Source organism: Pseudomonas sp. AL10 (assembly GCF_029960685.1).
Lineage (GTDB): Bacteria > Pseudomonadota > Gammaproteobacteria > Pseudomonadales > Pseudomonadaceae > Aquipseudomonas > Aquipseudomonas lactis.
On sequence record NZ_JASBQZ010000030.1, the window covers coordinates 41,842 to 67,090 of the forward strand.

At 60.3% G+C, this 25,249-nt stretch carries 22 protein-coding genes; 9 read left to right on the plus strand and 13 right to left on the minus strand.

Annotated elements, in window-relative coordinates:
- The first annotated feature begins 58 nt into the window (after positions 1-58).
- The 3 genes from gnd to QK296_RS21800 are packed head-to-tail and all read left to right on the plus strand — an operon-like array spanning position 59 to position 3,383.
- Positions 59-1,042: a phosphogluconate dehydrogenase (NAD(+)-dependent, decarboxylating) gene (gnd, locus tag QK296_RS21790; protein ID WP_003190882.1), complete on the plus strand. Its 984-nt coding sequence runs from the start codon at positions 59-61 to the stop codon at positions 1,040-1,042.
- Complete coding sequence (zwf, locus tag QK296_RS21795; RefSeq protein WP_003190883.1) at positions 1,039-2,562, plus strand: glucose-6-phosphate dehydrogenase; 1,524 nt, start codon at positions 1,039-1,041, stop codon at positions 2,560-2,562. The genes gnd and zwf overlap by 4 nt, the downstream gene beginning before the upstream one ends.
- Positions 2,559-3,383, plus strand: coding sequence for an HAD family hydrolase (locus QK296_RS21800; RefSeq protein WP_094775403.1), 825 nt, complete (start codon positions 2,559-2,561; stop codon positions 3,381-3,383). Before zwf ends, QK296_RS21800 begins: the two co-directional genes overlap by 4 nt.
- A gap of 66 nt (positions 3,384-3,449) precedes the next feature.
- Here QK296_RS21800 and QK296_RS21805 read toward each other — a convergent pair whose 3' ends face one another.
- Positions 3,450-3,710, minus strand: a complete 261-nt coding sequence (locus QK296_RS21805) for a hypothetical protein (protein ID WP_003190885.1) — start codon at positions 3,708-3,710, stop codon at positions 3,450-3,452.
- Positions 3,711-4,054: 344 nt separating this feature from the next.
- On the opposite strand from QK296_RS21805, the gene QK296_RS21810 reads away from it, so the two are divergent.
- The gene (locus QK296_RS21810; RefSeq protein WP_003190886.1) at positions 4,055-5,377 is read left to right on the plus strand and encodes a sigma-54 dependent transcriptional regulator; all 1,323 of its coding nucleotides are present in this window, start codon (positions 4,055-4,057) and stop codon (positions 5,375-5,377) included.
- Positions 5,378-5,736: 359 nt separating this feature from the next.
- On the opposite strand, the gene QK296_RS21815 is transcribed toward QK296_RS21810, so the two are convergent.
- From QK296_RS21815 to QK296_RS21845, 7 genes are all read right to left on the minus strand, one after another.
- Complete coding sequence (locus tag QK296_RS21815; RefSeq protein ID WP_003190888.1) at positions 5,737-7,044, minus strand: hypothetical protein; 1,308 nt, start codon at positions 7,042-7,044, stop codon at positions 5,737-5,739.
- Between the two features lie 49 nt (positions 7,045-7,093).
- Positions 7,094-7,837 (minus strand): hypothetical protein, encoded by a 744-nt coding sequence (locus QK296_RS21820; RefSeq protein WP_169855325.1) that lies wholly within the window; start codon positions 7,835-7,837, stop codon positions 7,094-7,096.
- Between the two features lie 37 nt (positions 7,838-7,874).
- Positions 7,875-8,555 carry a C39 family peptidase gene (locus tag QK296_RS21825; protein WP_057709899.1) on the minus strand — a complete coding sequence of 227 codons (681 nt, stop codon included), beginning with the start codon at positions 8,553-8,555 and terminating at the stop codon, positions 7,875-7,877.
- Positions 8,556-8,615: 60 nt separating this feature from the next.
- On the minus strand, positions 8,616-9,350 hold the full coding sequence (locus QK296_RS21830) for a hypothetical protein (protein WP_003190893.1): 735 nt from the start codon (positions 9,348-9,350) through the stop codon (positions 8,616-8,618).
- A gap of 68 nt (positions 9,351-9,418) precedes the next feature.
- Positions 9,419-9,970 (minus strand): hypothetical protein, encoded by a 552-nt coding sequence (locus tag QK296_RS21835; protein ID WP_003190894.1) that lies wholly within the window; start codon positions 9,968-9,970, stop codon positions 9,419-9,421.
- Positions 9,970-10,428, minus strand: coding sequence for a hypothetical protein (locus QK296_RS21840; RefSeq protein ID WP_003190896.1), 459 nt, complete (start codon positions 10,426-10,428; stop codon positions 9,970-9,972). The genes QK296_RS21835 and QK296_RS21840 overlap by 1 nt, the downstream gene beginning before the upstream one ends.
- 314 nt (positions 10,429-10,742) lie before the next feature.
- Positions 10,743-11,741, minus strand: a complete 999-nt coding sequence (locus QK296_RS21845; RefSeq protein ID WP_169855326.1) for a FecR family protein — start codon at positions 11,739-11,741, stop codon at positions 10,743-10,745.
- A 148-nt stretch (positions 11,742-11,889) separates the two neighbouring features.
- On the opposite strand from QK296_RS21845, the gene QK296_RS21850 reads away from it, so the two are divergent.
- Positions 11,890-12,159, plus strand: a complete 270-nt coding sequence (locus QK296_RS21850) for a PepSY domain-containing protein (protein ID WP_003190899.1) — start codon at positions 11,890-11,892, stop codon at positions 12,157-12,159.
- Between the two features lie 19 nt (positions 12,160-12,178).
- Here the strand turns inward: QK296_RS21850 and QK296_RS21855 are convergent, their stop codons facing one another.
- Positions 12,179-17,320 carry a DUF6543 domain-containing protein gene (locus tag QK296_RS21855; protein ID WP_169855327.1) on the minus strand — a complete coding sequence of 1,714 codons (5,142 nt, stop codon included), beginning with the start codon at positions 17,318-17,320 and terminating at the stop codon, positions 12,179-12,181.
- 170 nt (positions 17,321-17,490) lie between these two features.
- Between QK296_RS21855 and QK296_RS21860 the strand changes: the two genes are divergently transcribed.
- Positions 17,491-18,528, plus strand: a complete 1,038-nt coding sequence (locus tag QK296_RS21860; protein ID WP_003190901.1) for an Ldh family oxidoreductase — start codon at positions 17,491-17,493, stop codon at positions 18,526-18,528.
- Between the two features lie 33 nt (positions 18,529-18,561).
- Here the strand turns inward: QK296_RS21860 and QK296_RS21865 are convergent, their stop codons facing one another.
- Complete coding sequence (locus QK296_RS21865) at positions 18,562-18,882, minus strand: DUF883 family protein (RefSeq protein WP_003190903.1); 321 nt, start codon at positions 18,880-18,882, stop codon at positions 18,562-18,564.
- Positions 18,883-19,046: 164 nt separating this feature from the next.
- Here QK296_RS21865 and QK296_RS21870 point away from each other — a divergent pair, with 164 nt between their 5' ends.
- The gene (locus QK296_RS21870) at positions 19,047-19,301 is read left to right on the plus strand and encodes a hypothetical protein (protein ID WP_003190904.1); all 255 of its coding nucleotides are present in this window, start codon (positions 19,047-19,049) and stop codon (positions 19,299-19,301) included.
- On the opposite strand, the gene QK296_RS21875 is transcribed toward QK296_RS21870, so the two are convergent.
- Entirely contained in the window at positions 19,273-20,193 is a 921-nt protein-coding gene (locus QK296_RS21875) for a LysR family transcriptional regulator (protein WP_034135473.1), read from the minus strand. The two genes, QK296_RS21870 and QK296_RS21875, sit on opposite strands and share 29 nt — an antisense overlap.
- A gap of 91 nt (positions 20,194-20,284) precedes the next feature.
- Here QK296_RS21875 and QK296_RS21880 point away from each other — a divergent pair, with 91 nt between their 5' ends.
- Complete coding sequence (locus tag QK296_RS21880; RefSeq protein ID WP_019817808.1) at positions 20,285-21,211, plus strand: carbon-nitrogen hydrolase family protein; 927 nt, start codon at positions 20,285-20,287, stop codon at positions 21,209-21,211.
- Between the two features lie 56 nt (positions 21,212-21,267).
- Here QK296_RS21880 and QK296_RS21885 read toward each other — a convergent pair whose 3' ends face one another.
- Positions 21,268-21,729, minus strand: coding sequence for an LEA type 2 family protein (locus tag QK296_RS21885; protein WP_014718730.1), 462 nt, complete (start codon positions 21,727-21,729; stop codon positions 21,268-21,270).
- A gap of 12 nt (positions 21,730-21,741) precedes the next feature.
- Positions 21,742-23,172, minus strand: coding sequence for a nucleobase:cation symporter-2 family protein (locus tag QK296_RS21890; protein WP_032901653.1), 1,431 nt, complete (start codon positions 23,170-23,172; stop codon positions 21,742-21,744).
- Positions 23,173-23,405: 233 nt separating this feature from the next.
- Between QK296_RS21890 and QK296_RS21895 the strand changes: the two genes are divergently transcribed.
- On the plus strand, positions 23,406-25,031 hold the full coding sequence (locus QK296_RS21895; protein WP_034135476.1) for a methyl-accepting chemotaxis protein: 1,626 nt from the start codon (positions 23,406-23,408) through the stop codon (positions 25,029-25,031).
- The last annotated feature ends 218 nt before the right edge of the window (positions 25,032-25,249 follow it).

A 25,249-nucleotide genomic window follows, 5' to 3' on the forward strand; every position in this document is an offset into this window, starting at 1 on the left:
AGCCTCATTGCGCTATAAACTATGTCACACATTTTTTAGAAGTTAGGAGCATCAGCACATGCAACTGGGGATTATCGGACTAGGCCGCATGGGCGGTAACATTGCGCGGCGCCTGATGCTCAATGGGCATACCACCGTTGTATACGACCGTAACGAAGCCTTCGTCAAAGCTCTGAGCGAGGAGGGCGCCACCGGCGTCGCCGACTTGAAAGCGCTGGTGGCCGGCCTGCAAAAGCCTCGCGCTGTCTGGGTGATGTTGCCGGCGGGCGCGCCCACCGAAGACACCATCAACGTGCTGAGCGAACTGCTGGAAGACGGCGATGTGATCATCGACGGCGGCAACACCAACTACAAGGACGACGTGCGTCGCGGCAAGGCCCTGGCTGAAAAGGGCCTGCACTATGTGGACGTGGGCACCTCGGGCGGCGTCTGGGGCCTGGAGCGTGGCTATTGCATGATGATCGGTGGCGACACCGAGACCGTGAATCGCCTCGACCCGATCTTCAAAAGCCTGGCGCCGGGCCTGGGTAACATCCCGCGCACCAAGGACCGTTCGGCCTCTGCCGACCCACGTGCCGAGCAGGGTTACATCCACGCCGGCCCAGCGGGTTCGGGCCACTTCGTCAAGATGATCCACAACGGCATCGAGTACGGGATGATGCAGGCGTTTGCCGAAGGTTTTGACATCCTCAAGACCAAGAACTCGGAAAACCTGCCGGAAGACCAACGCTTTGACCTCAACGTTGGCGACATCGCCGAAGTCTGGCGTCGTGGCAGCGTGGTGTCGTCCTGGCTGCTGGACCTGACCGCCGACGCCCTGGCCACCGACCCGAAACTGGACGGCTACTCAGGCTCCGTGGCCGACAGCGGTGAAGGCCGTTGGACCATCGAAGCAGCCATGGAGCAGGCGGTGCCGGTTCCGGTGTTGTCGACCTCGCTGTTCGCGCGTTTCCGTTCCCGCCAGCAGAGCACCTACGGTGACAAAATGCTGTCTGCCATGCGCTTCGGCTTTGGCGGCCATGTGGAGACTTCCAAAAAATGACCGCCAACGGCAAAAAACCTAAGGCCGAACCTGCTCCACCCACCACGTTGTTTCTGTTTGGCGCCCATGGCGACCTGGTCAAGCGCCTGCTCATGCCGGCGCTGTACAACCTGAGCCGCGACGGGTTGCTGGGCGATGGCCTGCGTATTGTCGGCGTTGATCACAACGCCATCAGCGATGCGGACTTTGCCAAGAAACTCGAAGACTTCATTCGTACCGAAGCCTCCAGCAAGGTCCGGGGCAATGCCGAAAACGCCCTCGACCCTGCGTTGTGGGCGCAATTGGCCAAGGGCATCAGCTACGTCGAGGGCGATTTCCTCGACGACAGCACCTATGCCGATATCGCCAGCAAGATCGCTGACAGCGGCACCGGTAATGCGGTGTTCTATCTCGCCACTGCACCGCGCTTCTTCAGTGAAGTGGTGCAGCGCCTGGGCAGTGCCGGCTTGTTGAATGAAACCGACGATGGCTTTCGCCGCGTGGTCATCGAGAAGCCGTTCGGCTCCGACCTGGCCACCGCCGAGGCGCTCAACGCCTGCCTGCTCAAGGTGATGAGCGAGAAGCAGATCTACCGCATCGACCATTACCTGGGCAAGGAGACGGTGCAGAACATCCTGGTCAGCCGTTTCTCCAACGTGCTGTTCGAAGCGTTCTGGAACAACCACTACATCGATCACGTGCAAATTACTGCCGCTGAAACCGTCGGCGTTGAAACCCGGGGCAACTTCTTCGAGAAGACCGGCACGCTGCGGGACATGGTGCCCAACCACCTGTTCCAGTTGCTGGCGATGGTTGCCATGGAACCGCCGGCAGCCTTTGGTGCCGACGCGGTGCGGGGTGAGAAGGCCAAAGTGGTCGGTGCGATCCGCCCCTGGTCGCTGGAAGATGCGCGGGCCAACTCGGTGCGCGGCCAATACACCGCCGGAGAAATTGCCGGCAAGCCATTGCCCGGTTATCGCGAAGAAGCCAACGTCGCGCCCGACAGCAGCACCGAGACCTTCGTCGCGCTGAAAGTGATGATTGATAACTGGCGTTGGGTCGGTGTGCCGTTTTACCTGCGGACCGGCAAGCGCATGAGCATCCGCGACACCGAGATTGTGATCTGCTTCAAGCAGGCGCCGTATGCGCAATTTCGCGATACCGAAGTCGATGAGCTCAAGCCCACTTACCTGAAGATTCAGATCCAGCCGAACGAAGGCATGTGGTTCGACCTGTTGGCCAAGCAGCCCGGGCCGACCCTGGAGATGGCCAATATCGAATTGGGCTTTGACTACAAGGACTTCTTCGAAATGCAGCCGTCGACGGGTTACGAAACCCTGATCTATGACTGCATGACCGGCGACCAGACCTTGTTCCAGCGTGCCGACAACATCGAGAACGGTTGGCGTGCGGTGCAGCCGTTCCTGGATGCGTGGAAGCAAGATGACGGTATCCAGGCCTACAAGGCGGGTGAAGATGGCCCGGCGGCGGCCGATGCCTTGCTGGCCCGCGATGGCCGTGCCTGGCATAGCCTCGGATGAGTGACGCCACGATTCAACCCATCCGGTTTGTCCTCAGTGATGTGGACGGGACGCTATTGCATCCCGACCACAGCCTCAGCCAACGCACCGCCGATGCCATTCGCGCGATGCGCGAGGCCGGGGTGCTTTTCAGTCTGGCCAGCGGGCGTCCGCCCAAGGCCATGCGGCATTTGATCGAAACCTTCGGTATTGATGTGCCGGTGGCGGGCTTCAATGGCGGCACGTTGGTCAACCCGGATGGCAGCATCCTGGTTGCCCACCATCTGCCGGCGGAAGCGGCACTGATCACCCTGGCGCTGTTTTCGGCCGAGTCGGACGTGGAAGTCTGGGTGTTTGCCGATGGTGACTGGCTGCGCCGTGATCCGCCCGGGCCCATGGTGCAGCGCGAAGCTGATGGCTTGGGCTATGGGCCGGTGGTGGTAGAGAGTTTTGAGCCGTACCTGGACCGGGTCGACAAGATCGTCGCCGCCAGCAACAACACCCAGTTGTTGGTGGAGCTTGAAGCGCAATTGCAGCCCAAAGTGCAGGGGTTGGCCCAGGTGTCGCGTTCGCAACCGGTGTACCTGGACGTGACCGCGATGCTGGCCAACAAAGGCGAAGCCTTGAAAACCCTGGCCGAGCACCTGGGCGTACCGCTTGCGCAAACGGCCGCGATTGGCGACGGTGGCAATGACCCGGCGATGTTTCATGTGGCGGGGTTGTCGATTGCCATGGGCCAGGCCGAAGAAACCGTCAAGCGCCAAGCCAATGTGGTCACCGGCAGTAATGTCGAGGACGGCGCTGCCGAGGCGTTCGAGCGTTTTATTCTCACCGCACGTTAATGACTGACGTATGACTGCACAACTTCCAGCTCAAGTTTTACTTGGGCTGGAAGTTGCTGCATGCAATTACTTCGGCATTGCCCACTGTTGCAACTGGTGGCCCTCTTTATCGAGCTCGGCACGGGCCTGCAACAATAGGTTTTCAAGTTGAGCCGGGTCGGTATACGCAGTGGAGGACAGCTGTTTGCTGCCGATGCGGGTGTTGGTACGGTCGATGACGCTCAGGCTGAGGGCGCCAACGCCATCGTGCCAGGCCACGCACTGAAAGGGCTGGAAAGCACGGTCTGCAATCAAAAGAGCTTCGTTGATGCGCAGCGGAGCGTTCATTTGGGTCTTCTCTCTGTATGCCCATTCAAGTGAGTACCGGCGGTTGGGCTGACCGTGCGGTGGGTTACTTGTACTGATGCACGATGGTGGGGTGCGGGTCACATGCTAGGGCAAGAAATTTTAACTTTCCCTGATTGACGTCATGTAAGCGGCTGTTTTGAAAGCGCAATAAGCCTTTCACTGGCGGGCAACTTCGGGCGCGCTACGAAACAGGCATGGCTTTTTGCCCACACTTATAGCGAAATGGTACAAGGTCAGCGTCAAGATCTTGCTAGGGTTACCAGCAGTCGCCACAAACTGTTGTTTCTAAATAACTTTAACAATCTTGGCGCCAAGGAATAGTCATGATTGCGACGCCCCCCCAACGCCGCTTACTGGTGGTCGACCCCTGTGACGACTGCCACGGGCTCTTGCCCGGTTTACGCACCGCCGGCTGGGAAGTGGACAGCTGTGCCCTGGAGGCGGTGGGTGAGCGCTCCTGCGATGTGGGCCTGCTGCGTTTGCAACGTGACCACCTGGAACGCCCCGAAGCGGTCAAGGAGTTGATTGGTCGCAGCGGCACCGAGTGGATCGCCGTGCTCAGCCAGGATGTACTGCGTTTGCAGAACGTCGGCGATTTTGTCTGCGAATGGTTCTTCGACTTCCACACCTTGCCCTTCGATGTGTCCCGGGTGCAGGTGACCCTGGGCCGTGCGTTCGGCATGGCGCGCCTGCGTGGCAAGGGCTACGCGCCGGTGGATGAGCCCCACGAATTGCTGGGCGAGAGCCGCCCCATTCGTGAGTTGCGCAAGTTGTTGTCCAAGCTGGCGCCGACGGAATCCCCGGTGTTGATCCGCGGTGACAGTGGCACGGGTAAAGAGTTGGTGGCCAAGACTTTGCACCGCCAATCCCAACGGCACGCCAAGCCGTTTGTCGCGATCAACTGCGGCGCCATCCCTGAACACCTGATCCAGTCCGAGCTGTTCGGCCACGAAAAAGGCGCGTTTACCGGCGCTCATCAGCGCAAAATCGGGCGTATTGAAGCGGCCAACGGCGGCACGCTGTTCCTCGATGAAATTGGCGATCTGCCGATGGAGCTGCAAGCCAACTTGTTGCGCTTTCTTCAGGAAAAGCACATCGAACGCGTCGGCGGAAGCCAGCCGATACCGGTGGATGTACGCGTGTTGGCCGCCACTCACGTCAACCTTGAGGCCGCGGTGGAGAAGGGCGCGTTTCGCGAAGACCTGTATTACCGCCTGAATGTCCTGCAAGTGGTCACCGCGCCGTTGCGTGAACGCCATGGCGATGTGGCGATGCTGGCCAACCATTTTTCACGTTTCTATAGCCAGGAAACCGGGCGGCGCCCGCGCAGTTTCAGCGAAGAGGCCTTGGTGGCGATGGGGCAACACCCGTGGCCGGGCAATGTGCGTGAACTGGCCAACCGCGTGCGCCGCGGCCTGGTGTTGGCCGAAGGGCGGCAGATCGAAGCGGTTGACCTGGGGCTGCAAGGCCAGCAGGTTATTTCGGCACCGATGGCAACACTGGAAGACTACAAACACCGCGCCGAACGCCAAGCGCTGTGCGATGTGCTCAACCGGCACAGCGACAACCTCAGTGTCGCAGCCCGCGTGCTGGGGATTTCCCGGCCGACATTCTACCGGTTGCTGCACAAACACCAGATCCGCTAGGGCGGGTAGACCCAACGTGGGAGCAGGCCTGCGAAAGCGGTGGTTCAGTTAAAGCTTCAGTGACTGACACGCCGCTCTCGCGAGCAAGCCCGCTCCCACAGGGGGATCTTCGCCAGGCGCCGATTCTGTGGGCAATGCATGGCCAATGTGGGAGCTGGCTTGCCTGCGAAAGCGGTGGTTCAGTTAAAGCTTCAGTGGCTGACATACCGCCTTCGCGAGCAAGCCCGCTCCCACAGGGGATCTGTGCCAGGCGCTGATTCTGTGGGCAATGCATGGCCAATGTGGGAGCTGGCTTGCCTGCGAAAGCGGTAGTGCAGTCACAGATGCAGCAACTGACACAACGCCTGCGGGCAAGCCAATCAGAAGTAATACGGGAATTTCAGGCTGAACGTAAAGTCCGGCGCATCATCGGTCATGCCGATCGCCAGGTTCGGCACGATGGTCAGGTTATCCGAGGCGGCAATGGTCATGCCCACGTTGAAATAGCCGGCGTTGGCATCGCTGGACACCACCGATTGCCAGTCGCCGCCATCCGGCTTGAGCTTGCTCTTGCGTTGCACCAGGTCGGACACCGAGAACGACATGCTCATCTTCTCGTTCAAGGCAAACGCTACGCCGACCCCGAACTGGAAGCTGTCGCCCAGGCGCACCTTGCCTCCCACCTTCTGATTGACTTCACTGCTGATGTCATCGAAAGAGTCTTCAAAGTTGTGGGTGTACGACAACGAACCGAACAACACGGCCGGGTCGAAGGTCTTGACCAGGGAAATGCCCGGCGTAACAGACCAGACCCCGTTGCCCGTCGGCAGGCTTTCGGGCACGTAGAGGTTGTCGTTGTTCGGTTGCTTGACCAGTTTGATGCCGAAAGGCTCCTTGCCCGTCGGTGCCTTGACGCGCACGGACACCACCGCATCCGGCAAGGTCGGGGTTTCGTCGAGGAACTTGTAGGCCACGCCAAAGTTGACATCGCCGATGGTCGGGTCGCGGGTCACGGAGCCTTCGGAGGTGGCCGTGGCGTCGTTGCCGGCGCCGCCCGACTGGTAGGTGGACTCGCGGTACACCACCGGCACGTTCAGGTCGAACTGCCAGCGGTTGTCGACGTTGTAGCGCCCGGTGAGGTCCAGGGTCCAGCTGTCGGACTTGATCCGGTCCAGGTTGATGTTGCCCAGGAAGATCGAGTCCAGCGCCAGGAAACCATTGAGCGTCAACTGGCGCGCGTCATAACGGGCATACGTGATGCCGGTTTCCACGCTGAACTTGCCGTTGCCGAAAAAGCCGCTGGCTTCGTTGTACAGGTTGCTCACACTTTGCGCAGGGGCCGAGTCGTCCTTGAGGGCCTGGCCGTAGGAGCTGCCACCTCCGCCAGCGCCTCCGGACGCCGCGGCTGCGCCCGTACCGCTGGCCGCGACAGCGTTAGCGCCGTTCTTGAAGTCGGCAGGTGATTTAGCCAGGCGCCTGGGGGCAGGCGTTGCCGGTTGGTCCTCGACCTGGCGCACACGTTGCTCCAGCACCGCCAGAGCTTTTTGCTGCACGTCGTAACGTTGCTTGAGTTCCAGCAGTTCCTTCTTCAGGGTTTCGATGTCAGCGTCTGGCGCGGCATACAGTACGGATGCGGGCAAGAGCGTACTCAAACAAACCACCGCACGTAGCGATAACGATCGATGCATGAAATAAGCCGTCCTTTTCTAATGCGTAAGTGTCGAGGGTCAGCGTAGTTCAATAACCGAGCGTGCGTAGGCCTTTAAGTTGATCCAGGTTGCAGTTCAACGCGGCGTTGTTCAGCCCGTTATTGTTCATCACAACATTGATCTGGGTGATGTTTCTGACAAGGTTGCTATCGCCGGTCAAAACCGTGCCCTGCAGCACGTTCCCCGCGCCGATCTGTTGCAGGCTGTTGCCCTGGTTGTGATTGGCCTGGATGGCCATCTGCACGCCGGCATTGTTTGCCGAAACGCTGACACGGCCCGCGGCGCTGGCGCCGGTCACTGTGCCGCCAGCCACCAGCACCTGGCCGGACTGCAGGTTATTGGCGGGGGTAACCCCATTCTCGACGTTGATGCCCACATTGTTGTAGGCGGCGTTGCCATCGCCGGCGGTGCGTACACTTTGGGTCACGCCCTGGCCGCTGCCGAGGCCGGCACCACCGACCACATTTCCGGTGCCTGTGTTGGGGCGCGTGCCGGTACCGGTCGAGCCGGTAGTTTGCACGTAGAACTGTGGCGTAATGGTGGTCTTGTCGATCTGCATGTTGGCCGTGCCGGTGATGTTGCTACCTTCGGCATTGGTCCAGGTGCTGCTCATGACAATGCCAAAGCTGATGATGCGCCCCGGCATCACGTAACGGCCACGCAGCTCGGCCATTTCGGCGTCCTTGAGTTCGATGGGCTTGAACCCCGAGGACGCATAAGCAGGCATTGAGGCGGCCAGACACAAGACCGTCAGCCAACGGGAAGTGTTCATCTGCTGCTCCTGGGGCGTCCTGCCCCTTATTGCGCTTCTAGAAGAAGTCGCTCTGGATAAAACCGAAATCCATCAGCTCGGCATCGCCCACGGGCCGGAACTCATTCATCTGGCTCTTGGCGGTCAGCGGCAGGGGCGGGTCGAGCAACACGTTGGCCTTGTCGTAACCCTCGCCCAGTACGGCGAAGACAATGCCATTCCAGCCTTTGACGAAATCGTCATGGGAATAGCGCTTGTGGCCCAATACGGGGTCGCCGATGTACACCCAGTCCTTGTCGGCCCGTTGCAACACCACGAAGTGCTTGTAGCCGCGGATTTCCAGCAGCACCACCACGGGGATTTTCACGGTCAGCAGGGTCTCGGGCGCGATCTTGTAGCCCCGGGCACGCATGCCGATGCTTTCGAGGTAGCGCTTCATGTCCAGCATGGAAAAACCCTGGGTTCGTACCAGGTCCTGGTCGGCGGTGACCAGCATGCCTTTGATGATGTGTGCTTCGTCGACGTCCAGCCAATAGGCCTGGCGCAGGATGGTGGCGAGTGCCGCGGCACCGCAGCTGAAATCGGTTTTCTGTTCCACCAGGTTGGCGAACCTGCGTTCACGGATGCTCTCGACCTTCTTGAAAATCACCGCACCACCGGGCATGGCGGAAACCGCCATGGTGCCTGCCCAGGTCGTGCCGGTGAGCAACATCAAGAGGGTGAGGGTCGCGATACGCATGATCGAATGACCTGTTGGACACTGGAAAAAAAAGGGCCTTGTCGCCAAGGCCCCGTTGGATCAGAAGCGCACGCCGCTGGCGCAGACGCTGCAACCTTGGCCGATCGACAGGCTGTTGCTGCCTTGGTTGCCCGCACCCGATTGCAGGTTGACACCTACGTTGCCGGAGTTGCGGTTAACCGAGTTGTCGAGGCTTGCGTTGTTGGACACGTATTGAGGCTTGCCATAACCATGGCTGCTGGCGGCCGTGTTCAGGTAGCTGTTGTTGAGAGAGTTCTGCTCGGTGTTGGAGGCCGCTGCGATGTTCTTGCCGTCAGCGGTGGTGATGGCCAGGTTGTTTTTACCCTGGTTGCCCTGGCCGGCCTGGCCGTTGTAACCCACGTTGCCGGAGTTGCCGGTGATGGAGCCGTCCAGGGAGGCGTTGTTTTGCGTGCCTTTATTGACGAAGTTGTTATGCGAGCTGCCTTGGTCGACATCAATCACGGCAAACACGGTGGCGAAGTCGCCTTTGGCACTGGAGATGGCGCCGGCGTTGTCAGCCTGGTTGCCGGAACCTGATTGTGCGTTGACCCCGACATTACCGCTGTTGCTATTTACCGAGTTGTCGGCTGATGCGTTGTTCTCGGTGTTGGTGTCGTCGAATTTGTTGTGTTCGCTTTTTTGCACATCGGTGACGACAGCGGCCACGGTACCGGTGGGTTGTGGGGTTGGATGCCAGCCACCCGCTTGAGCAGCAGCAGCCATGAGTGCGGCGAGAGCGAAAACCATTGGTTTCAGAGCCATTTGAGGTTTCATGGTGTTTCTCCTTGCTTCTAATTAGTTGGTTAAGTGTTGGTACGGTCTAACGAACGTCTACCAAGCGGTTACTTGATAGTGATGCCCAGGGTGTTAGCCACTCGGTTCCCCACCCCGGCACTCTGGTTCACCTGTGTCACTCCTCGGCTGCCGGTGAAGGCCTGGTCGCTGGTCACGACCTGGCGGCTGCCAGTGGTGGGGGTGAGCCCTGAGTCGGTTGCCAGCGTCGTCGTGTTCTGTTGCAACAGGACGCTGTCATCGATGCTCTGCGGGCCAGGGTTGAGGCTGATCCGCACAGCGTTGATGGATTGGTTATTGGCCCCGGCCGCCTGGTTGATGCCCAGCACACCGTTGCCACTGCTGAATGAGTTGCCCTGGATCGCTGCCTTGGCGTTCAGGGACGGGTCGACCTTGCCGTCGACGCGCTGAATGTCGACGTTGGTGGCCTGACCACCGAGCGCGATGGCGCGACTGTTGGACATTTGTTGCTGGTTGCCGGCGGCCTGGTTGACCGACAGCACACCGTCGTACTGCTGGCCGCTGTTGTTGATCACGGCAGTGTTGTCGGCCATGGCCGTGGCGCTGCCCAGCAGGGCGACTATCAACAGGGCGCGCTTCATCACTTGCCCCCCATCATGCTGCCGAGATTGTTGAGCGGCGCCATGCCACGCTGGATCGAGTCGCTGATCTGCCCGCCCATGCTGCTGCCGCTGCCCGCACCGTGGCCGGCCGCTGCGCCAGCGCCAATTGTCGACATGCTGTTTTGGGTGGCGCCCAGGCCCGACAAGCTGCCATTGGGCTGAAGGGTGCGGGCAAGGCTGGAACCACTGCTGATGCCGCCAATGTCCCTGTCGCTGAGTTCGCCGGTCAGGGCGCTGTTGATCTCTTTGCTGGGGTTGGCATTGGCAGTGTTGGGGTAGGGGTCGGGCAGCGAGGTACGCCCATACATATGGCCTTGCACGGTGCGCCCGGTCACGATCACGCCGTCACCTGCCTGGCTCGTCAGGCTGACACCGGCACTGAGCACACAGCTGATCAGCAGTACGTTTATCGACGAGGCGTGTGTGAGTGTGTTCACGGCGGCAGTCCTTATTCTTCACGCTGACCCTAAACAGCGTTATCAGGGAAGGAGCAGGAGGCGTGCCGCTTTTTATTAGATGTTGTTATTCAAGGGGTTGGGCTTAAGTCGAGGCAAAGTGATGGCAACTCTGTTTCAGCTTTGAAACAGCCCTGAGCGCTTGAGATATGCCTGTACTCACCTCACGCTGTCTCAGCGATGTAACACTGCCTGTGACAGAACCATGAATCCGCACACGGCGTGCGATGCAGGCGAGGCAGGTGTTTCAAAAATGGACACCCGCGGCCCAAACGTACCCGTTCGTGCGAGCGGGCTCAGCCCTTGGGAGTTTTACGCGGAATGGAATTGAGCACCGGGTTGCCGTCCTGGTTTTGGGTCAGGTAGACCGGCAACACCTTGGGCAGGGAGGGCACGAGGTTGTTGACCTCGTTGATGTTGTAGATACCGCCGATGCGAATCGCGCCAGTACTGGCGTCGGCGAGCATCACCGGCTTTTTCAGGTAGCGGTTGATCAGGGGCAGGGCGTCCGTCAGGGTCAGGTTGTCGAGCACCAGTTTGCCCTGGCGCCATGCCAGCGCAGTGTCATCGGGATTAATAGCGGCGACCTGCGGGGTGGCGTCACCCTGGCGGAAACTGGCTTGCATGCCAGGGCTCAGCGGCACACTGGCATGCTCGCCGTCGCTGGAAATCTGCACTGAGCCCTCCAGTAACAGCACCCGCACCTGGTCTTCATATTCCCAGACATTGAACTGCGTGCCGGTCACTCGCACCTGGCCTTCGCCGGCCCGTACGATAAACGGGTGGTTACTGTCGTGGGCGACCTTGAAGAACGCTTCGCCCTTTTTCAAGGTGACCCGGCGCTGGTCCTTGTAGTGGCTGTAGACCAACTCGGTGCCCAGGTTCAACTCCACTTGGCTGCCATCGCCCAAGGTGACTTTTTTCAAGCCATTGGCGGCTTCGAAGCGTTCATAGGAACTGGGCAACCAGCCCGCTTCCCAGCCGGTGAAGGCGGCAAGCGGCAATGCCGCCAGGCACACCGCTGCGGCTACCGCGTAGGTACGCAGGCGGCTGCGCGGCTTCTTGAGGGGCACCACCACCGCGTCAGGCTTTTCGCGAGGCAGAAGATCGGCCACGTCCCAGATCTCGAGCATGGCCGCATATTCGAAGGCGTGCAGCGGATGAGCATCGTGCCACTGGGTAAAAGCCTGACGTTCGCCCGCTGTGCAATCTACAGCATGCAGGCGCATGCACCAATGCGCGGCGGCGTCGGTGATGGCGTCATATTCGGTTTCTGAAAGGGGCTTTTCGCTCATTAACTCATCCTGATTTCCCACATTCTAACCTCCCAAGGTAGACGGCGAGAACCGCATCATGGCGATTGCACATCAATTGGAACTTATTCTTGTTTGCGTGCGCCTAAAAAATCAGGAATTAACCTGTCGTCCACTATGGAGTACGAAAATGTTGAAGAAAACCTTGATCGCCCTGTGTGCTACTTCCGCGCTGTTGAGCGCTGGCGCCGCCATGGCCGACAAGCCGGGTGCAGGCTGGATCACCATTGAAAAAGCCATCGAGGTGGCGAAAACCAAGGCCGGCTACGTTGAAGTCTACGCCGCTGAAGCCGATGACAATGGCTATTGGGAAGTCAAAGGCCGCAAATCCGATGGCACCGTATATGAAGCCCGCATCGATGGCGCTTCTGGCAATGTGCTGCGTGACCAGAAAGACTGATGTTCCTGCCGGGGGCCGCTCAGGCTCCCGGCTCCAGGTAGCGCCCAAGGTGGGTGATCAGGTATGTCACTGAGTCTGCGTTGGCCAGGATGGTATCAATGCGTTTGTCAGGTACCGACATGAAGATGACCCTGGCGTCCTGCAAGGTCTTGGCGCCCGTCGCCTTGAAAATTTTCTTTTCAATTGCCGAGCCTGGCTGGAAATCCTCCCACAGCTCGGTGAGACTGTCTTGAGTCTTGAACAGCATGGTTGCAGGCGTCATCGTCGATAACGCCGTGCTGCGCAGATCTTCCAGGGTGGTTTTAAGCACTGCGGCGCCGGGCCTTTGGATATTGATCAAGTCCGGGAAGGGCCGCATGCTGTCCAGGTAGGCGATGTCTACGGTGTCCAGCTTCAAGTGCGTCAATTCGTGAATCAGCGTACTGGCCCTGGCGTGCGTCGATATGTTGAAGGCCACATTTTCCAGCAAGCGGTTCTGATAAACGTCCAGATTGGGGTCGAAGAAGCGGCTCAGCAGATACAGTTTTCGCTCTCTGTCGGCGGGAATCATGAACGCATAATCCGATGCGGGATCCTGTCGGCTGGTGCCCACCACAAAACGCATGGAATTTGGACCGGTCAAGCTGGGGTCGGTGAGCTCATTGATTATCTCGTCGATTATTTTGGTGACTTTCGAAACCTGGTCCGGCGTCAGGGTGACGACACCGAACATTTCTCCCAAAAAGCGCCCAACCCGGCTGTTCGGGTCGCGTTGTGTGGCGAATTGCGCGACGTTGCGGCGGCAGTTCAGCGCGTAATAAGTCGCAAAGTTCAGCGCTTCGGTGATGGCTTGGGCTTTCCAGTAGGTCAACGCACCGATATCGCGGATGCCCACCGCTTCAATATTGATATCCCGTGCTTCGTTTCGCCATGTCTTGAGGTATGACTGAGCCCTGCCGAAGCGCGGCTCTTGGTCGCCCAGCTCCAGTACCCATATGCCCTGCGTATTGCGACCGATGTACGGCCCAACCTGCTCATCGTTGGCGAGGCGCCAGCGTTGTGCGGCTTTCTTGACGCTATACACCTTGCCGGCCAGCGGCACGTAGTATTTCGAGGCTTTGCGGTCTTCATACACCTGGCTGAGCCTGCTTTTTTTCAGGTCTTGCAATGCCACATCCTGTGCCTCGAACGGCTGCAGCCGGGTGCGCGAAGGGCTGGTGATATGCCAGGTGTCGAGGGTGGTGGCGGCGGGCAGTGACGTGTCTGTCAGCTCGGCCAGCGAGCGCTCCTTTTCGGTGGGCGGTGCAAGGGCGGTGCCGTCCAGCGCACTGCGCAGGGCGGCCATCTGCGCCACGCCCCTGACGAAATCCTTGAGCGCAGCCTTCCACTGGTGCAGTTGCAAGGCGTCGGCCGAGCGCTTGAATAAGGTGTAGCTGCGCCATACCACCAGCGGGTAGGCGAGTTTGCCCGCCATGAACTGTACCGCCGTGGGGATTTCCTTGCCGAACAAGCGGGTCGCATGGTCCCACAAGGTCTTGGCGCCTTCTTCGAATTGGCTTCCCAGCAACTTGAGCAACATCAATGTATTTTCACTGAACAGGTAATGCAGCACATTGCCCGCCACTGGCGATGCGGCCAGGCTGATATCGGAGGGGCGATGGCGACTGTCTTTGAGCAAGTGGCGGTAAGTGGCCTGGTGCGGATCTTCCAGGTGCATAAGCACCCAGTCCTGCAGTGCGCCCGGCCTTTGTATCTCATCGAGCAGGGCCGTTTCATCCGTATATTCCTTGAACACATGTTGTTCGCTGTACGGCGCGTAAAGCACCCATGGTCCATCGCCGGGACTCTGCGGGCCGATCAGGTACACGCCCAGCACTTTGGCGGTACTGGCGCCTTCGGTGGCGATCAGTTCCAGCGGTCGAATCATCGCCGTGGCGCCACTGAGTGAGGCGCGGGCCATGGCGTCCGGCATATCGAAAATCTGTTGCACCAGGCTTAACGCCTGGGTGGAAAGGCGTTCCTGCAAGCTGTGTTCGTGGGCGCACTGCAACGCTTGCCAAGGCAATTGGCGGCAAAACAGGCGTCTGCGTTGGCGCGCATCGTCGGTTTTTGTTTCAAGCTGGCTTCGCACCCGTTGTTGATAAGCACTTTTGAGGTCCAGCTGTCGCACCATTTGTATCACCGCACTGGCGTCCAGGGCTTTTGGTAATGGCTTGGCGGTGCGTGAGCGCGGGCGGATGTGTTGCGCCGTCAGGTTTGGCCAGTGCCGCAAGGCAAAGTCGGTCAGGTTGTCGACATTCACATCGAGCACCGCATGGGTGGGGATCAGGATGTCATCGGGGTTGAGCCCCTTGCCGGGAAAGCGCGCCTCAAGCAGCGCCGTCAGCGTGGTTAAGGCATACGCGCGGATGGGTTGGATGTCATGCAGGTAGTCGTGCTCCTCGCCGGCGTTGTTGCAGTACTGCTCCAGAAGCTCGGCCTGGTGGATTTGCTCCTGAGGCGGCGCCATGCCGAGCCACACCGGCAGTGCCTGCTGGTTGACCATGGCATCGGCCAGCGTGATCGCCCTGCCAAGGTTGGTGGGCGGCGGCTGTTCGATGACGGCGTCCAACCGGTCTTGCAAGGCGCGGGCCCCAAGGCCCATGGATAGCAAGTGATCAACGCCCGCCATGACCGCGTCGTTGTAGCTGTTTACTCGGTCATTCAAAAGGTCCTGATCGATACGTTGCAGCGGCCCCTGGCGAAAGGCCTGATGGGGCTCGCGCAAGCAGAACGGCAGGTTCTCCAGCAGGCTCAAGCTGTTGAGCGGGTGCGCCAGGCGTTGGGTGATTTCATCGCGCAGGTCGCTGACGCAGGCAAAGACTTCGTAGCCCAGGCGCGGGGTCCAGAGCAGCGCCTGGCCCGAGCGCTGCGGGTCGAGACCGCCGCGCTCAGTGATGACAAAAATATTGGCCAGCGGTTGTGGCGTATCGACGGCGTTCAGGTCCAGCGTCAAGCCATAGGCATCCGGCAAAAAACCGTTAAGGCCATGGCGGGTCAAGCGCGACAGACTGTCGGGCTGAAGTAGCGTGTCGAGAATGGCCTGGCTTGTGGGCGCCAGGGTTTTATCCAGCGACCTCAGCTCGGCTTCGCTGCGTAACCCCACCAGCATCGAGTGGGCGTGTTTGGCGTGAGTCTTGACCAGAAACTCATGGGGTTGCTGGCGCATGGCGTGCTTGGAAAACAGCAGCAGGACGCGCTCGATGACGGTGTTGAACGTCTTGAGCGTCATGCTTGGCAATTGCACGAAGACATTGCCTTCGCCCCGCGTATAGAACTTCGTCCTGGACGAGAAGGGCACCGCAGGCGCCTCTTGGGCCAGACGTTCAATGAAGTGCTCAAGCATGCTCAATGACTGCACTGTCGCACGCTCTTCACGCTCCTGGGCACGCGTGGCGTAGGTATTGATAAACACCTCTTCGGCTTTGACTGACTGTTGCTGCAGTTGCAGTTCAGCGTTGAGCGTGTCAGCGACGATGCTACGTAAGGTCGGGTGGTGCGCGCGCTCCATCGCCAGCGCACGCTCAATCGCCCGCAGGTTCTGAAGCTGCAGCCGGGCGCGCTCGGCCTTGACGGTCGTAGGGCGGCCATTACCACGGGTGACCGGATGCAAGGTCCAGCGCCCGTTGGTCTCTAGTGTGGCCAGTTGATTGTCCAGCAAGGCACGTACGTCCAGGGCACTGTCCAGCAGGGCTGTGAGGTCCACTTGGCCATCGCTGCGCCGGTAGATTTCCAGAGCGTGGTTAAGGTTGTCCGTTTGCTTGCGCGCAATGTCTTGTACCAAGGTCACGAACACATTGCCGGGTATCGGCCTTGCCGCGATGGTGATCGGGTCCAGGCCGAGCAGCGTGTCGCGCTCATCCAATGAGAGGAAGTTGAGCCATTCGTCCTCGTAGCCTTCGGCCTTGAGCATGCTCAGTAACCGGTCTTTGAGGTCGTCGAGGTTTTCCAGCACCTGTAACCCGCGCGATTGGGTGTAGAGGTACGCGTGGTGCTCGGTGATCATCAAGGTGCTCGCTGGTTCAACGTAATGTTGATGAGGGGCATAAAGGCGCACCTTTTCCACGCTGAGGTTTTCGGCATGGGCGCTGCGGGCGCTTTGGTCGCTGAGGAACAGGGCCTGAAGTGCGTGGCTTTCCTCGGCGGTAATAATCTCGCCCTGGCGCTTGAGCAACACATCGAGGCGAAACTTCTGCGCCACGCCTTGAGCAAAAAAATCCACGCGCGAGGTGCCGCTGTCGATATCTTCATTCCAGTAGGTCTGCAACAGGCTTTCCAACAGCTTCGAGAAAGTACTGGAGCTTTGTTCGATCAAGGCCTCCCAACGCCGGTGATCTTCTTCCTGTTCGGAGGCAGTGAAGCCAGTGGTGTCATGTTTTGGGTTCGAGTATTCGCGTATCTGCCCTTTGGGCCACCTGTGACGCACATAAAATTGCAGCAGCGCTTCGCTCAAGGTCTGCGAGTTGACCCAACGTGGCGTTGCTTGCTCAGCTTCGCGGGTTAAGACATTGACCCGTGTGTCCCGTTGATCCAGGTGTTTGAAATGGGGGCGGGCCATGACGCTCAGCAGCGTGTCGAGCATGTCAGGCAAGGTCGGGGTTTTTTGCAGGTGGACGAGCATGGCCTTGACGTTATCCAGCTGGCAGGCCTGGAGCATGCGTGCTTGCTCCGGCATGACTTCACCTTCGATGAGCTGAGTGGTCAACACCATGGGCGTTTCAGCGCCCAGCGCATTGCGTTGGTCCATCGACAGGTAGCTCAGCAAAGGGGCGCTCTGCAGTGGGTCTTCCAATTGCTCGATCAATTCGCTCAGCAGGGCTGCGTGGCTGTCATAGACCTGTATGCCGTTATCCGGGGTGTAGAGCAATGCCTTGGCGGCGTCGGGTGTCGGGCTGATCGCGAACGCGCCGGCAAGGGGAATGGGGGGCTTGCCGGAAATGTTGATCAGGACCTTTTCAACACGCATGGGGTGATCATGCCGGCTTGTGTCCTGCCGAGACTCGTCGGTAGCCAGGTAAAGGTTGTACAGCCAATCAAGGTCTTTGGCGGTGAGCCCCAGCGTACGTTCACGAGCAGTGGGCGAGGCTTTGCCTTGGGGTTTGAGAAACTCAGGGAAGAAATACGGGGGCGTTAAGCGAGCCACAGCCTGTCTCCGGCGTGCCAGGAAAAGCACAGGGTAGGCAGGCGTCCGTGGTGCAAGGCGGTAAATATTCAGCGCTGCGCACGTTGACAACGCAGAGCGTGCGTGGTGTTTAATCGAGGGTCTGGATGTCCCATTCGTTGCCCCTTCCAATCATAAAAACGGAGCTTCAAATGTCTGCGCAGTCCCCGACAGTTGCCACCGCTTGTGCCTCGATCCGCTTCGCTGAACTGGAGGAGTTACTTCATCAGGTGTTCGTTCGGCACGGCACATCGGCGCAGGTTGCTGCGATTCTTGCGCACAACTGCGCAAGTGCCGAGCGTGACGGTGCCCACAGTCACGGTATTTTTCGCATCCCCGGTTACCTTTCGACGCTGGCCAGTGGATGGGTCAACGGCACCGCCGTCCCCAGCGTGACCGATGTGGCCTCAGGCTTTGTGCGCGTCGATGCGGGCAATGGTTTTGCCCAGCCGGCCCTGGCGGCGGCGCGCCCGTTGCTGGTGGAGAAGGCACGCAGCGCCGGCATCGCGTTGCTGGCAATCCATAACTCCCATCACTTTGCTGCCCTGTGGCCGGACGTCGAGCCGTTTGCCGAGGAGGGGCTGGTGGCACTCAGCGTGGTCAACAGCATGACCTGCGTGGTGCCCCACGGCGCGGATCGTCCGTTGTTCGGCACCAACCCCATCGCGTTTGCGGCGCCCCGGGCCGACGGTGCGCCGATTGTGTTTGACCTGGCCACCAGCGCCATCGCCCATGGCGACGTGCAAATCGCCGCGCGCAAAGGCGAGCGGTTGTCACCGGGCATGGGCGTCGATAGCCTCGGGCAGCCGACCCAGGACCCTAAAGCCATTCTGGAAGGCGGCGCACTGTTGCCATTTGGCGGGCACAAGGGTTCGGCACTGTCGATGATGGTGGAGTTGCTGGCGGCAGCGTTGACGGGCGGCAACTTCTCTTTTGAATTCGATTGGACGGACCACCCAGGCGCGCGCACGCCGTGGACAGGCCAGCTTCTGATCGTGATCGACCCGAGTAAAACCGCTGGGCAAAGCTTCGCCCAACGCAGCCAGGAGCTGGTGCGGCAGATGCATGCGGCGGGGTTGCGTCGATTGCCGGGGGACCGACGCCATCGTACGCGGGCGAAGTCGCAGGAAACCGGGATCGAACTGGATGCGCAGGCGTTGCGCGAGTTGAGGGCGTTGGCGGCGGGGTGAAACAGGCTGCGCGGGGGGCGCAGCCTGAATGGATCAGTTACGGCGACCCAGCAACAGGCCGACCACCAGGCCAAAGCCTGCGGAAATGGCCACGGTCTGCCATGGGTGCCCACCGATATAAGTCTCGGTGGCATCCACGACCGGCTTGCTGCGTTCGCGCACGTTGGACACCGATTCCAGGGCTTGCTTGAGTTTGATGGCAACCTGCTCGCGCAGGGTTTCACCTTCTTCGCCCACCAGGGATGCGCTGCTTTTGAGCAGTTTGTCCGACTCTTCGATCAACGCGCTCAGTTCGCTGAACGCTTGGTCCTTGATTTGCTCTTCGACAGCTTGGGCGGCGGTTTTGCGGGCCATTGAGTGACTCCTTGCAGGTGGATGTGGCAGTGAACAATGGAGTATCGGGGGGAGGCAAAAGTTGCAGTTTTTTTCCCCACACGCTCATCCGAGGCAAAAACCGGATCGGGAACGTTGGGCCTACAGTGTAAGATGTCACCTATTTGTGCAGCAGGTAATTCAACATGAGCTTCAATCTCGCCAACAAGACCCTCGCCGAACGCGCCGAGCTGGAAGATGAAAAGTCGCGCCTCTACGACCTGTGGCAAACCAACCTGGGCAAGGCCAAGGGCGAAGCCGCACGCTTGTTCGGTGAGCGCGCCAAGCGCAAGGGCAAGTGGGCCGAATGGGTACGTGCCGAACTCGACGGCATGTCGCCGCCGGAGTTTTCCAACATGGTGCGCAGTGAAGTCAACAAGCTGATGGCGGCGGCGAAGTAAAGCACGCCACAATCGCTTCGCGCACCTTGAGCAGCAACGGGTCCAGCTGAGCTTGGGTACGCCAGCCCAACTCCACCGGGTAATGCGGCAGCGCCAGCGGGCAGGGCAGCACGCGCAGGCCGGTCATTTGCGCAATGGCGTGGGCCGCATGCCCGGGAATGGTTGCTACTGCGGTGCTGCCTTTGAGCAGATACGGCAGCGCGGCAAAGTGGCTGGTGGACGCGCAGACGTGGCGGCGCAACCCGTGCGCCGCCAAGCCTTCATCGGTAATGCCGATAAACCCGCCTGACGACACCAGTACATGCTCGCGTGTGACAAACCCCTGCAGGTCGATGACCTCCTGGCCCGGCGCCAGGCTATGGGGGTCTACCAGGCAACGATAGTCACCTTCCCCCAGCACCTGTCGGCTCAGCCGGCGCTCGGTAAAACCGCCGGCGGTGATGGCCAGGTCCAGCGTGCGGTCGAGCAGGGCGGCGGCGACGATCTGGCTGTAGGTCTGGCGAAAGATCACCCGTAACTTGGGCAGGCGCAGTGCGATGGCCTCCATCAGGCTTCGGCCATAGGCAATCTCGAAGTCATCCGACAGCCCCAGCACCACCGAGCGCCCCTCGTAGTGCAGGTTTTGAGGGCTGATCATCGCCAGGCTCTGGCGGCAGCGATCCAATGCCTCACTGATCACCGGTTTCAACTGGTTGGCCCGCAATGTGGGCGCCAGGCCGCGTCCGGTGCGCACGAACAAAGGGTCGCCGTACAGCTCACGCAAGCGCCGCAAGCCCGCGCTGATCGCCGACTGCGTCACACCCAGGCGCAGCGCCGCACGGCTGGCACTGGACTCGTCGTGCAGGGCTTCGAAGGTTTTGAGCAGGTTGAGGTCAACCTGGGCGATATTCATTTGGCTCATATCATTTAGCACTGAGGTGGGCTTTATTCATGATCGAGTCTGGCCAGAGAATGGGCAACCCCTATCTATCGGAGTAAGCCTGATGCCCGTATCGACTGTCGCAGCCCTGCAAATCGGCGCCTTGCCTGGCGGCAAGGCTGACACCCTGGCGCAGATCCTGGCCTATGAGGATCAAATCCAGCGCAGTGGCGCGCACTTGGTGGTCATGCCCGAGGCGTTGCTGGGCGGCTATCCCAAGGGCGAAAGCTTTGGCACGCAATTGGGTTATCGCCTGCCCGAGGGCCGGGAAGCCTTTGCGCGGTATTTTGCCAACGCCATCGACGTACCGGGGCCAGAGACCGAGGCGCTGGCCGGGATGTCGGCGCGTACCGGTGCCAGCCTGGTGCTGGGCGTGATTGAACGCAGTGGCAGTACGCTGTATTGCAGCGTGCTGTATTTCGAACCCTCGGGCGGCCTGGTGGCCAAGCATCGCAAGCTGATGCCGACCGGCACCGAGCGGCTGATCTGGGGCAAGGGCGACGGCTCGACCCTGCCGGTGATTGACACCGCGGTTGGGCGTATCGGCGGCGCGGTGTGCTGGGAAAACATGATGCCGTTGCTGCGCACCGCGATGTACGCCAAGGGCGTCCAGGTGTGGTGTGCACCCACCGTGGACGAGCGCGACATGTGGCAGGTGAGCATGCGCCATATTGCCCATGAAGGGCGTTGCTTTGTGGTCAGCGCCTGCCAGGTGCAGGCATCGCCTGAAGCCTTGGGTGTGGAGGTTGCCAACTGGCCGGTGGACCGTCCGTTGATTGCCGGCGGCAGCGTGATCGTTGGACCCATGGGCGATATTCTGGCGGGGCCGTTGGTGGGCGAAGCGGGTTTGTTGACGGCGCAGATCGATACTGATCAGTTGGTGCGGGCCCGCTACGACTACGACGTAGTGGGGCATTACGCCAGGCCGGATATTTTTGAATTGGTGGTCGACGAGCGCGCCAAGCCAGGCGTTCGCTATATCACTGACTGAACGCAATCAACCTGTGGGAGCAGGCAAGTCAGCTCCCACATGTGGTTTTCAGCCACTTACCAGGTGGCAGTGTTCGGTAAGTCCAGGGTGCCACGCTCCACAAAACGCATGGTGCCAAACAGGCCACCCGCCAATTTGCCGCGCAGCACGTAGGGCAGGTTGTTCAGGCTTTGGGTCTGGCTAAGGCCCAGGGTCTGGCGCAACACCGAAAACGCCGAAACGCTGACCGGCACCATCAGTACGGTTTCAGAAAAGCGTGGGATGCTCCCAGCCTGATCGCTGACGCCAGAAGCGAGTGGCCGGCCATTGACCTCCAGATCCAGCGCCACGCCGTTGTAGTCGATTGCCGCTTCATTGGGGTTTTGCACCCGCAGCTTCACCGCAAAACGCACTTCCAGGTCCTGGCTTTGCAGCGGCTCGATGCCTACTACATTGATGTTCACCGGGTCGCGGTTGGGGAACAGTGCGCAGGCGCTCAAGGTCAGCAGCAACAGCGATACAACCATGAGCTTGCGCATAAAGAAATGCTCCTACTTTTGGGTGACGTCCGGGTCCTGCATGACCTTGAGGGTAGAGGACTCCGGCTCGAATTCATCTTCTTCCAGCTCTATGAACTCTTCGGGCAGGAAAATGTTCAGCAGGATTGCACAGAATGCGCCCACGGTGATCGGCGATTCGAATATGTTGTGCAGCGCCTTGGGCAGCTCGCGCAGCACTTCCGGCACGGCGGCGACGCCCAGGCCCATGCCTAGGGAAATCGCCACGATCAGCACATTACGTCGATGCAGGCCCGCTTCAGCGAGGATCTTGATGCCGGCCACGGCCACGGTGCCGAACATGATCAGAGTCGCGCCACCCAATACGGGCTTGGGCATCAGTTGCAGTACCGCGCCGATCATCGGAAACAGCCCCAGCAGCACCAGCAGGCCGGCGATGAAGTAGGCCACGTAGCGGCTGGCCACGCCGGTCAATTGAATCACGCCGTTGTTCTGGGCGAAGGTCACCATCGGCAGGCTGTTGAAGGTGGCCGCCATCGCAGAGTTGAGACCGTCGGCCAGCAGGCCAGACTTGATACGCTTGATATACAGTGGGCCCTTGACCGGTTGCTGGGAAATCATCGAGTTGGCGGTCAGGTCACCGGCCGCTTCCAGGGGCGAAATCAGGAAGATTACCGCCACCGGGATAAACGCCACCCAGTCGAACGAGAAACCGTACTTGAACGGCACGGGCACGCTGATCAGCGGCACCTGGGGCAGAGCGGCCATGTCGACGCGGCCCAGCAGCCACGCGACTACAAAGCCCAGGGTCAAACCGATCACGATCGAACCCAGGCGCAGGAACGGGTTGTTGAAGCGGTTGAGCACCACGATGGTCAGCAGCACCAACGCCGCCAGGCCCATGTTGCCCGCCGCGCCGAGGTCGCTGGCGCCATAGCCGCCGGCCATGTCGGTGACCGCCACCTTGATCAGCGACAAGCCCATCAAGGTGATGATGGTGCCGGTCACCACCGGGGTGATCAGTTTGCGCAGCTTGCCGATGAACTGGCTGAGCACCACTTCGATAAACGCTGCGAAAAAGCAGATGCCAAAGATTGTCGAGAGAATCTCATCGGTGCCGCCGCCCCGGGCCTTGACCATGAAGCCTGCGCTCAAAATCACGCTGATAAAGGAAAAGCTGGTGCCTTGCAGGCACAACAGCCCCGAGCCCACCGGCCCGAAGGTGCGTGCCTGTACAAAGGTGCCAAGCCCCGACACGAACAGCGCCATGCTCACCAGGTACGGCACTTCGCTTTCCAGCCCCAGTACGCCGCCCACGATCAGCGTGGGCGTGATGATTCCGACAAAACTCGCCAACACATGCTGCAACGCGGCAAAAATCGCGGCGGTGAAGTGCGGGCGGTCTTCGAGGCCGTACATAAGGTCGGATTTATAGCGCGGGCGGGGGGCTTGAGCGTCAGACAAAATGATGGCTCGGGTCAGAAAATGGAGGCGCAGGATGCCAGAAAGTGCCAGGCGCCTGAAGTGTAAAAAAATATTTATAAAGACCCTGCGCTAAAGCCATGGCCCAGCCGATATCAAGCATAGGCCCACACTACAACGACAACAGTGGTGACCAAGGTCTGGGCAGCGCGTTGACGCTGACGGATCGTTTCGCGGCAAGGACGCTCGCAAACACTACTTCTGAGAGCAGCCCTATGTCCCTCCGTCACCTGAATATTGCCCCTCGCGCGTTTATCGGTTTTGCCTTCATTGCGGTTCTGGTGGTGCTGCTGGGCGTGTTTGCGGTCAACCGTATGACGCAAATGCGCCAAGCCTCCCAGGACATGAGCGCCAACCAACTGCCCAGCATGACTCACCTGGGCACCATCACCGAAAACGTGCTGCGCATGCGCATCCTGTCGTTTCGCGTGCTGGTCAACCGCGAGCCTGCCGCCTTGCAGGAAGCCGAAACCCGTATTGGCGTATTGGCTGACAAGGTCAAGACCGCGCAGGCCAAATACGCCACGCTGCCTGCCGGCCCGGAGGAGGCAGCGCTATACAAGACCTTTGGCGTGACCCTGGATAATTACCTCAAGGCCCAGGCTGAGATGGTGGCATTGTCCAAACAAGGCAAGGTCGATGAGATGCGCGCACTGATCAACAGCCGCATCAAGGAAGGCACCGATCAGATGGGCGAGCAATTGAACAAGCTGATCGCCATCAATGCGGCCGACGCCAAGCAAGCCGACGTAGATGCCGGGCAAAGCTACGAGGGCGCGATCACCGGTGTGGTGGCGGTCTCTATAGTGGCGGCATTGCTCACCGTGCTGCTGGCCTGGTTGCTGACCCGCAGCATCGTGACCCCGCTGCGCAAGGCCGTGGAAGTGGCTGAAACCATTGCCGCCGGCAACCTCAGCAAAACCATCGAGGACGATGGCAAGGACGAACCGGCGCGGTTGCTCAGTGCGCTGTCGACCATGCAAGCCAGCCTGCGCCAGACCATCCAGCACATCGCCGGCTCGGCCACGCAACTGGCTTCGGCGGCGGAAGAGTTGAGCGCGGTCACCGAGGAAGCGTCCCGTGGCCTGCAACAGCAGAACAATGAAATCGACCAGGCCGCCACGGCTGTCAATGAGATGACGGCGGCAGTGGAGGAGGTGGCGCGTAACGCGGTTTCCACCTCCGAGGCGTCCGGGCAGTCCAATCAGGCGGCGCGGGAAGGCCGTGATCGGGTGATGGAAACCGTCGGCGCGATCCAGACCATGACCCAGGACGTACAGAATACCTCCGCGATGATTGAAGGCTTGGCCGCTCAGGGCCGGGATATCGGCAAGGTGCTGGATGTGATCCGCGCGATTGCCGAGCAAACCAACCTGCTGGCGCTCAACGCGGCGATTGAAGCCGCCCGTGCCGGCGAGGCCGGACGCGGCTTTGCGGTGGTCGCCGATGAAGTGCGCGCCCTGGCCCATCGCACCGCGCAGTCGACCCAGGAAATCGAGAAAATGGTCGCCGGCATCCAGAACGGCACCGGTGAGGCGGTGCAGTCCATGCAACAAAGCAACCAGCGCAGCCAGACCACCCTGGAAATGGCACGCGCAGCCGGCGCCTCACTGGAACAGATCACGGCATCCATCAGCCTGATCAACGAACGCAACCTGGTGATTGCCAGCGCGTCGGAAGAACAGGCCCAGGTCTCCCGCGAGGTGGACCGCAACCTGGTCAACATCCGTGACCTGGCCACCCAGTCGGCGGCGGGCGCCAACCAGACCAGCGCGGCCAGCCATGAACTGTCGAGGCTGGCGGTGGACTTGAATGGGATGGTGGCCAGGTTCGTCGTCTAACAGCTGCCACAAAACCCTGTGGGAGCTGGCTTGCCTGCGATAGCAAACGAACAGTCAGCACATCATGGGTTGGCTTATCGTTATCGCACCATAGGTATCTGTAGCGCTCAACGGTAACCACGATGCGAAGCGAGCAGCTCTTGATCTTGCTTTTGATCTGCTTTTGATCTGCTTTTGATCTTAGGCGCCCCGTCAAACCACGCTGGCCGGAATTCGAC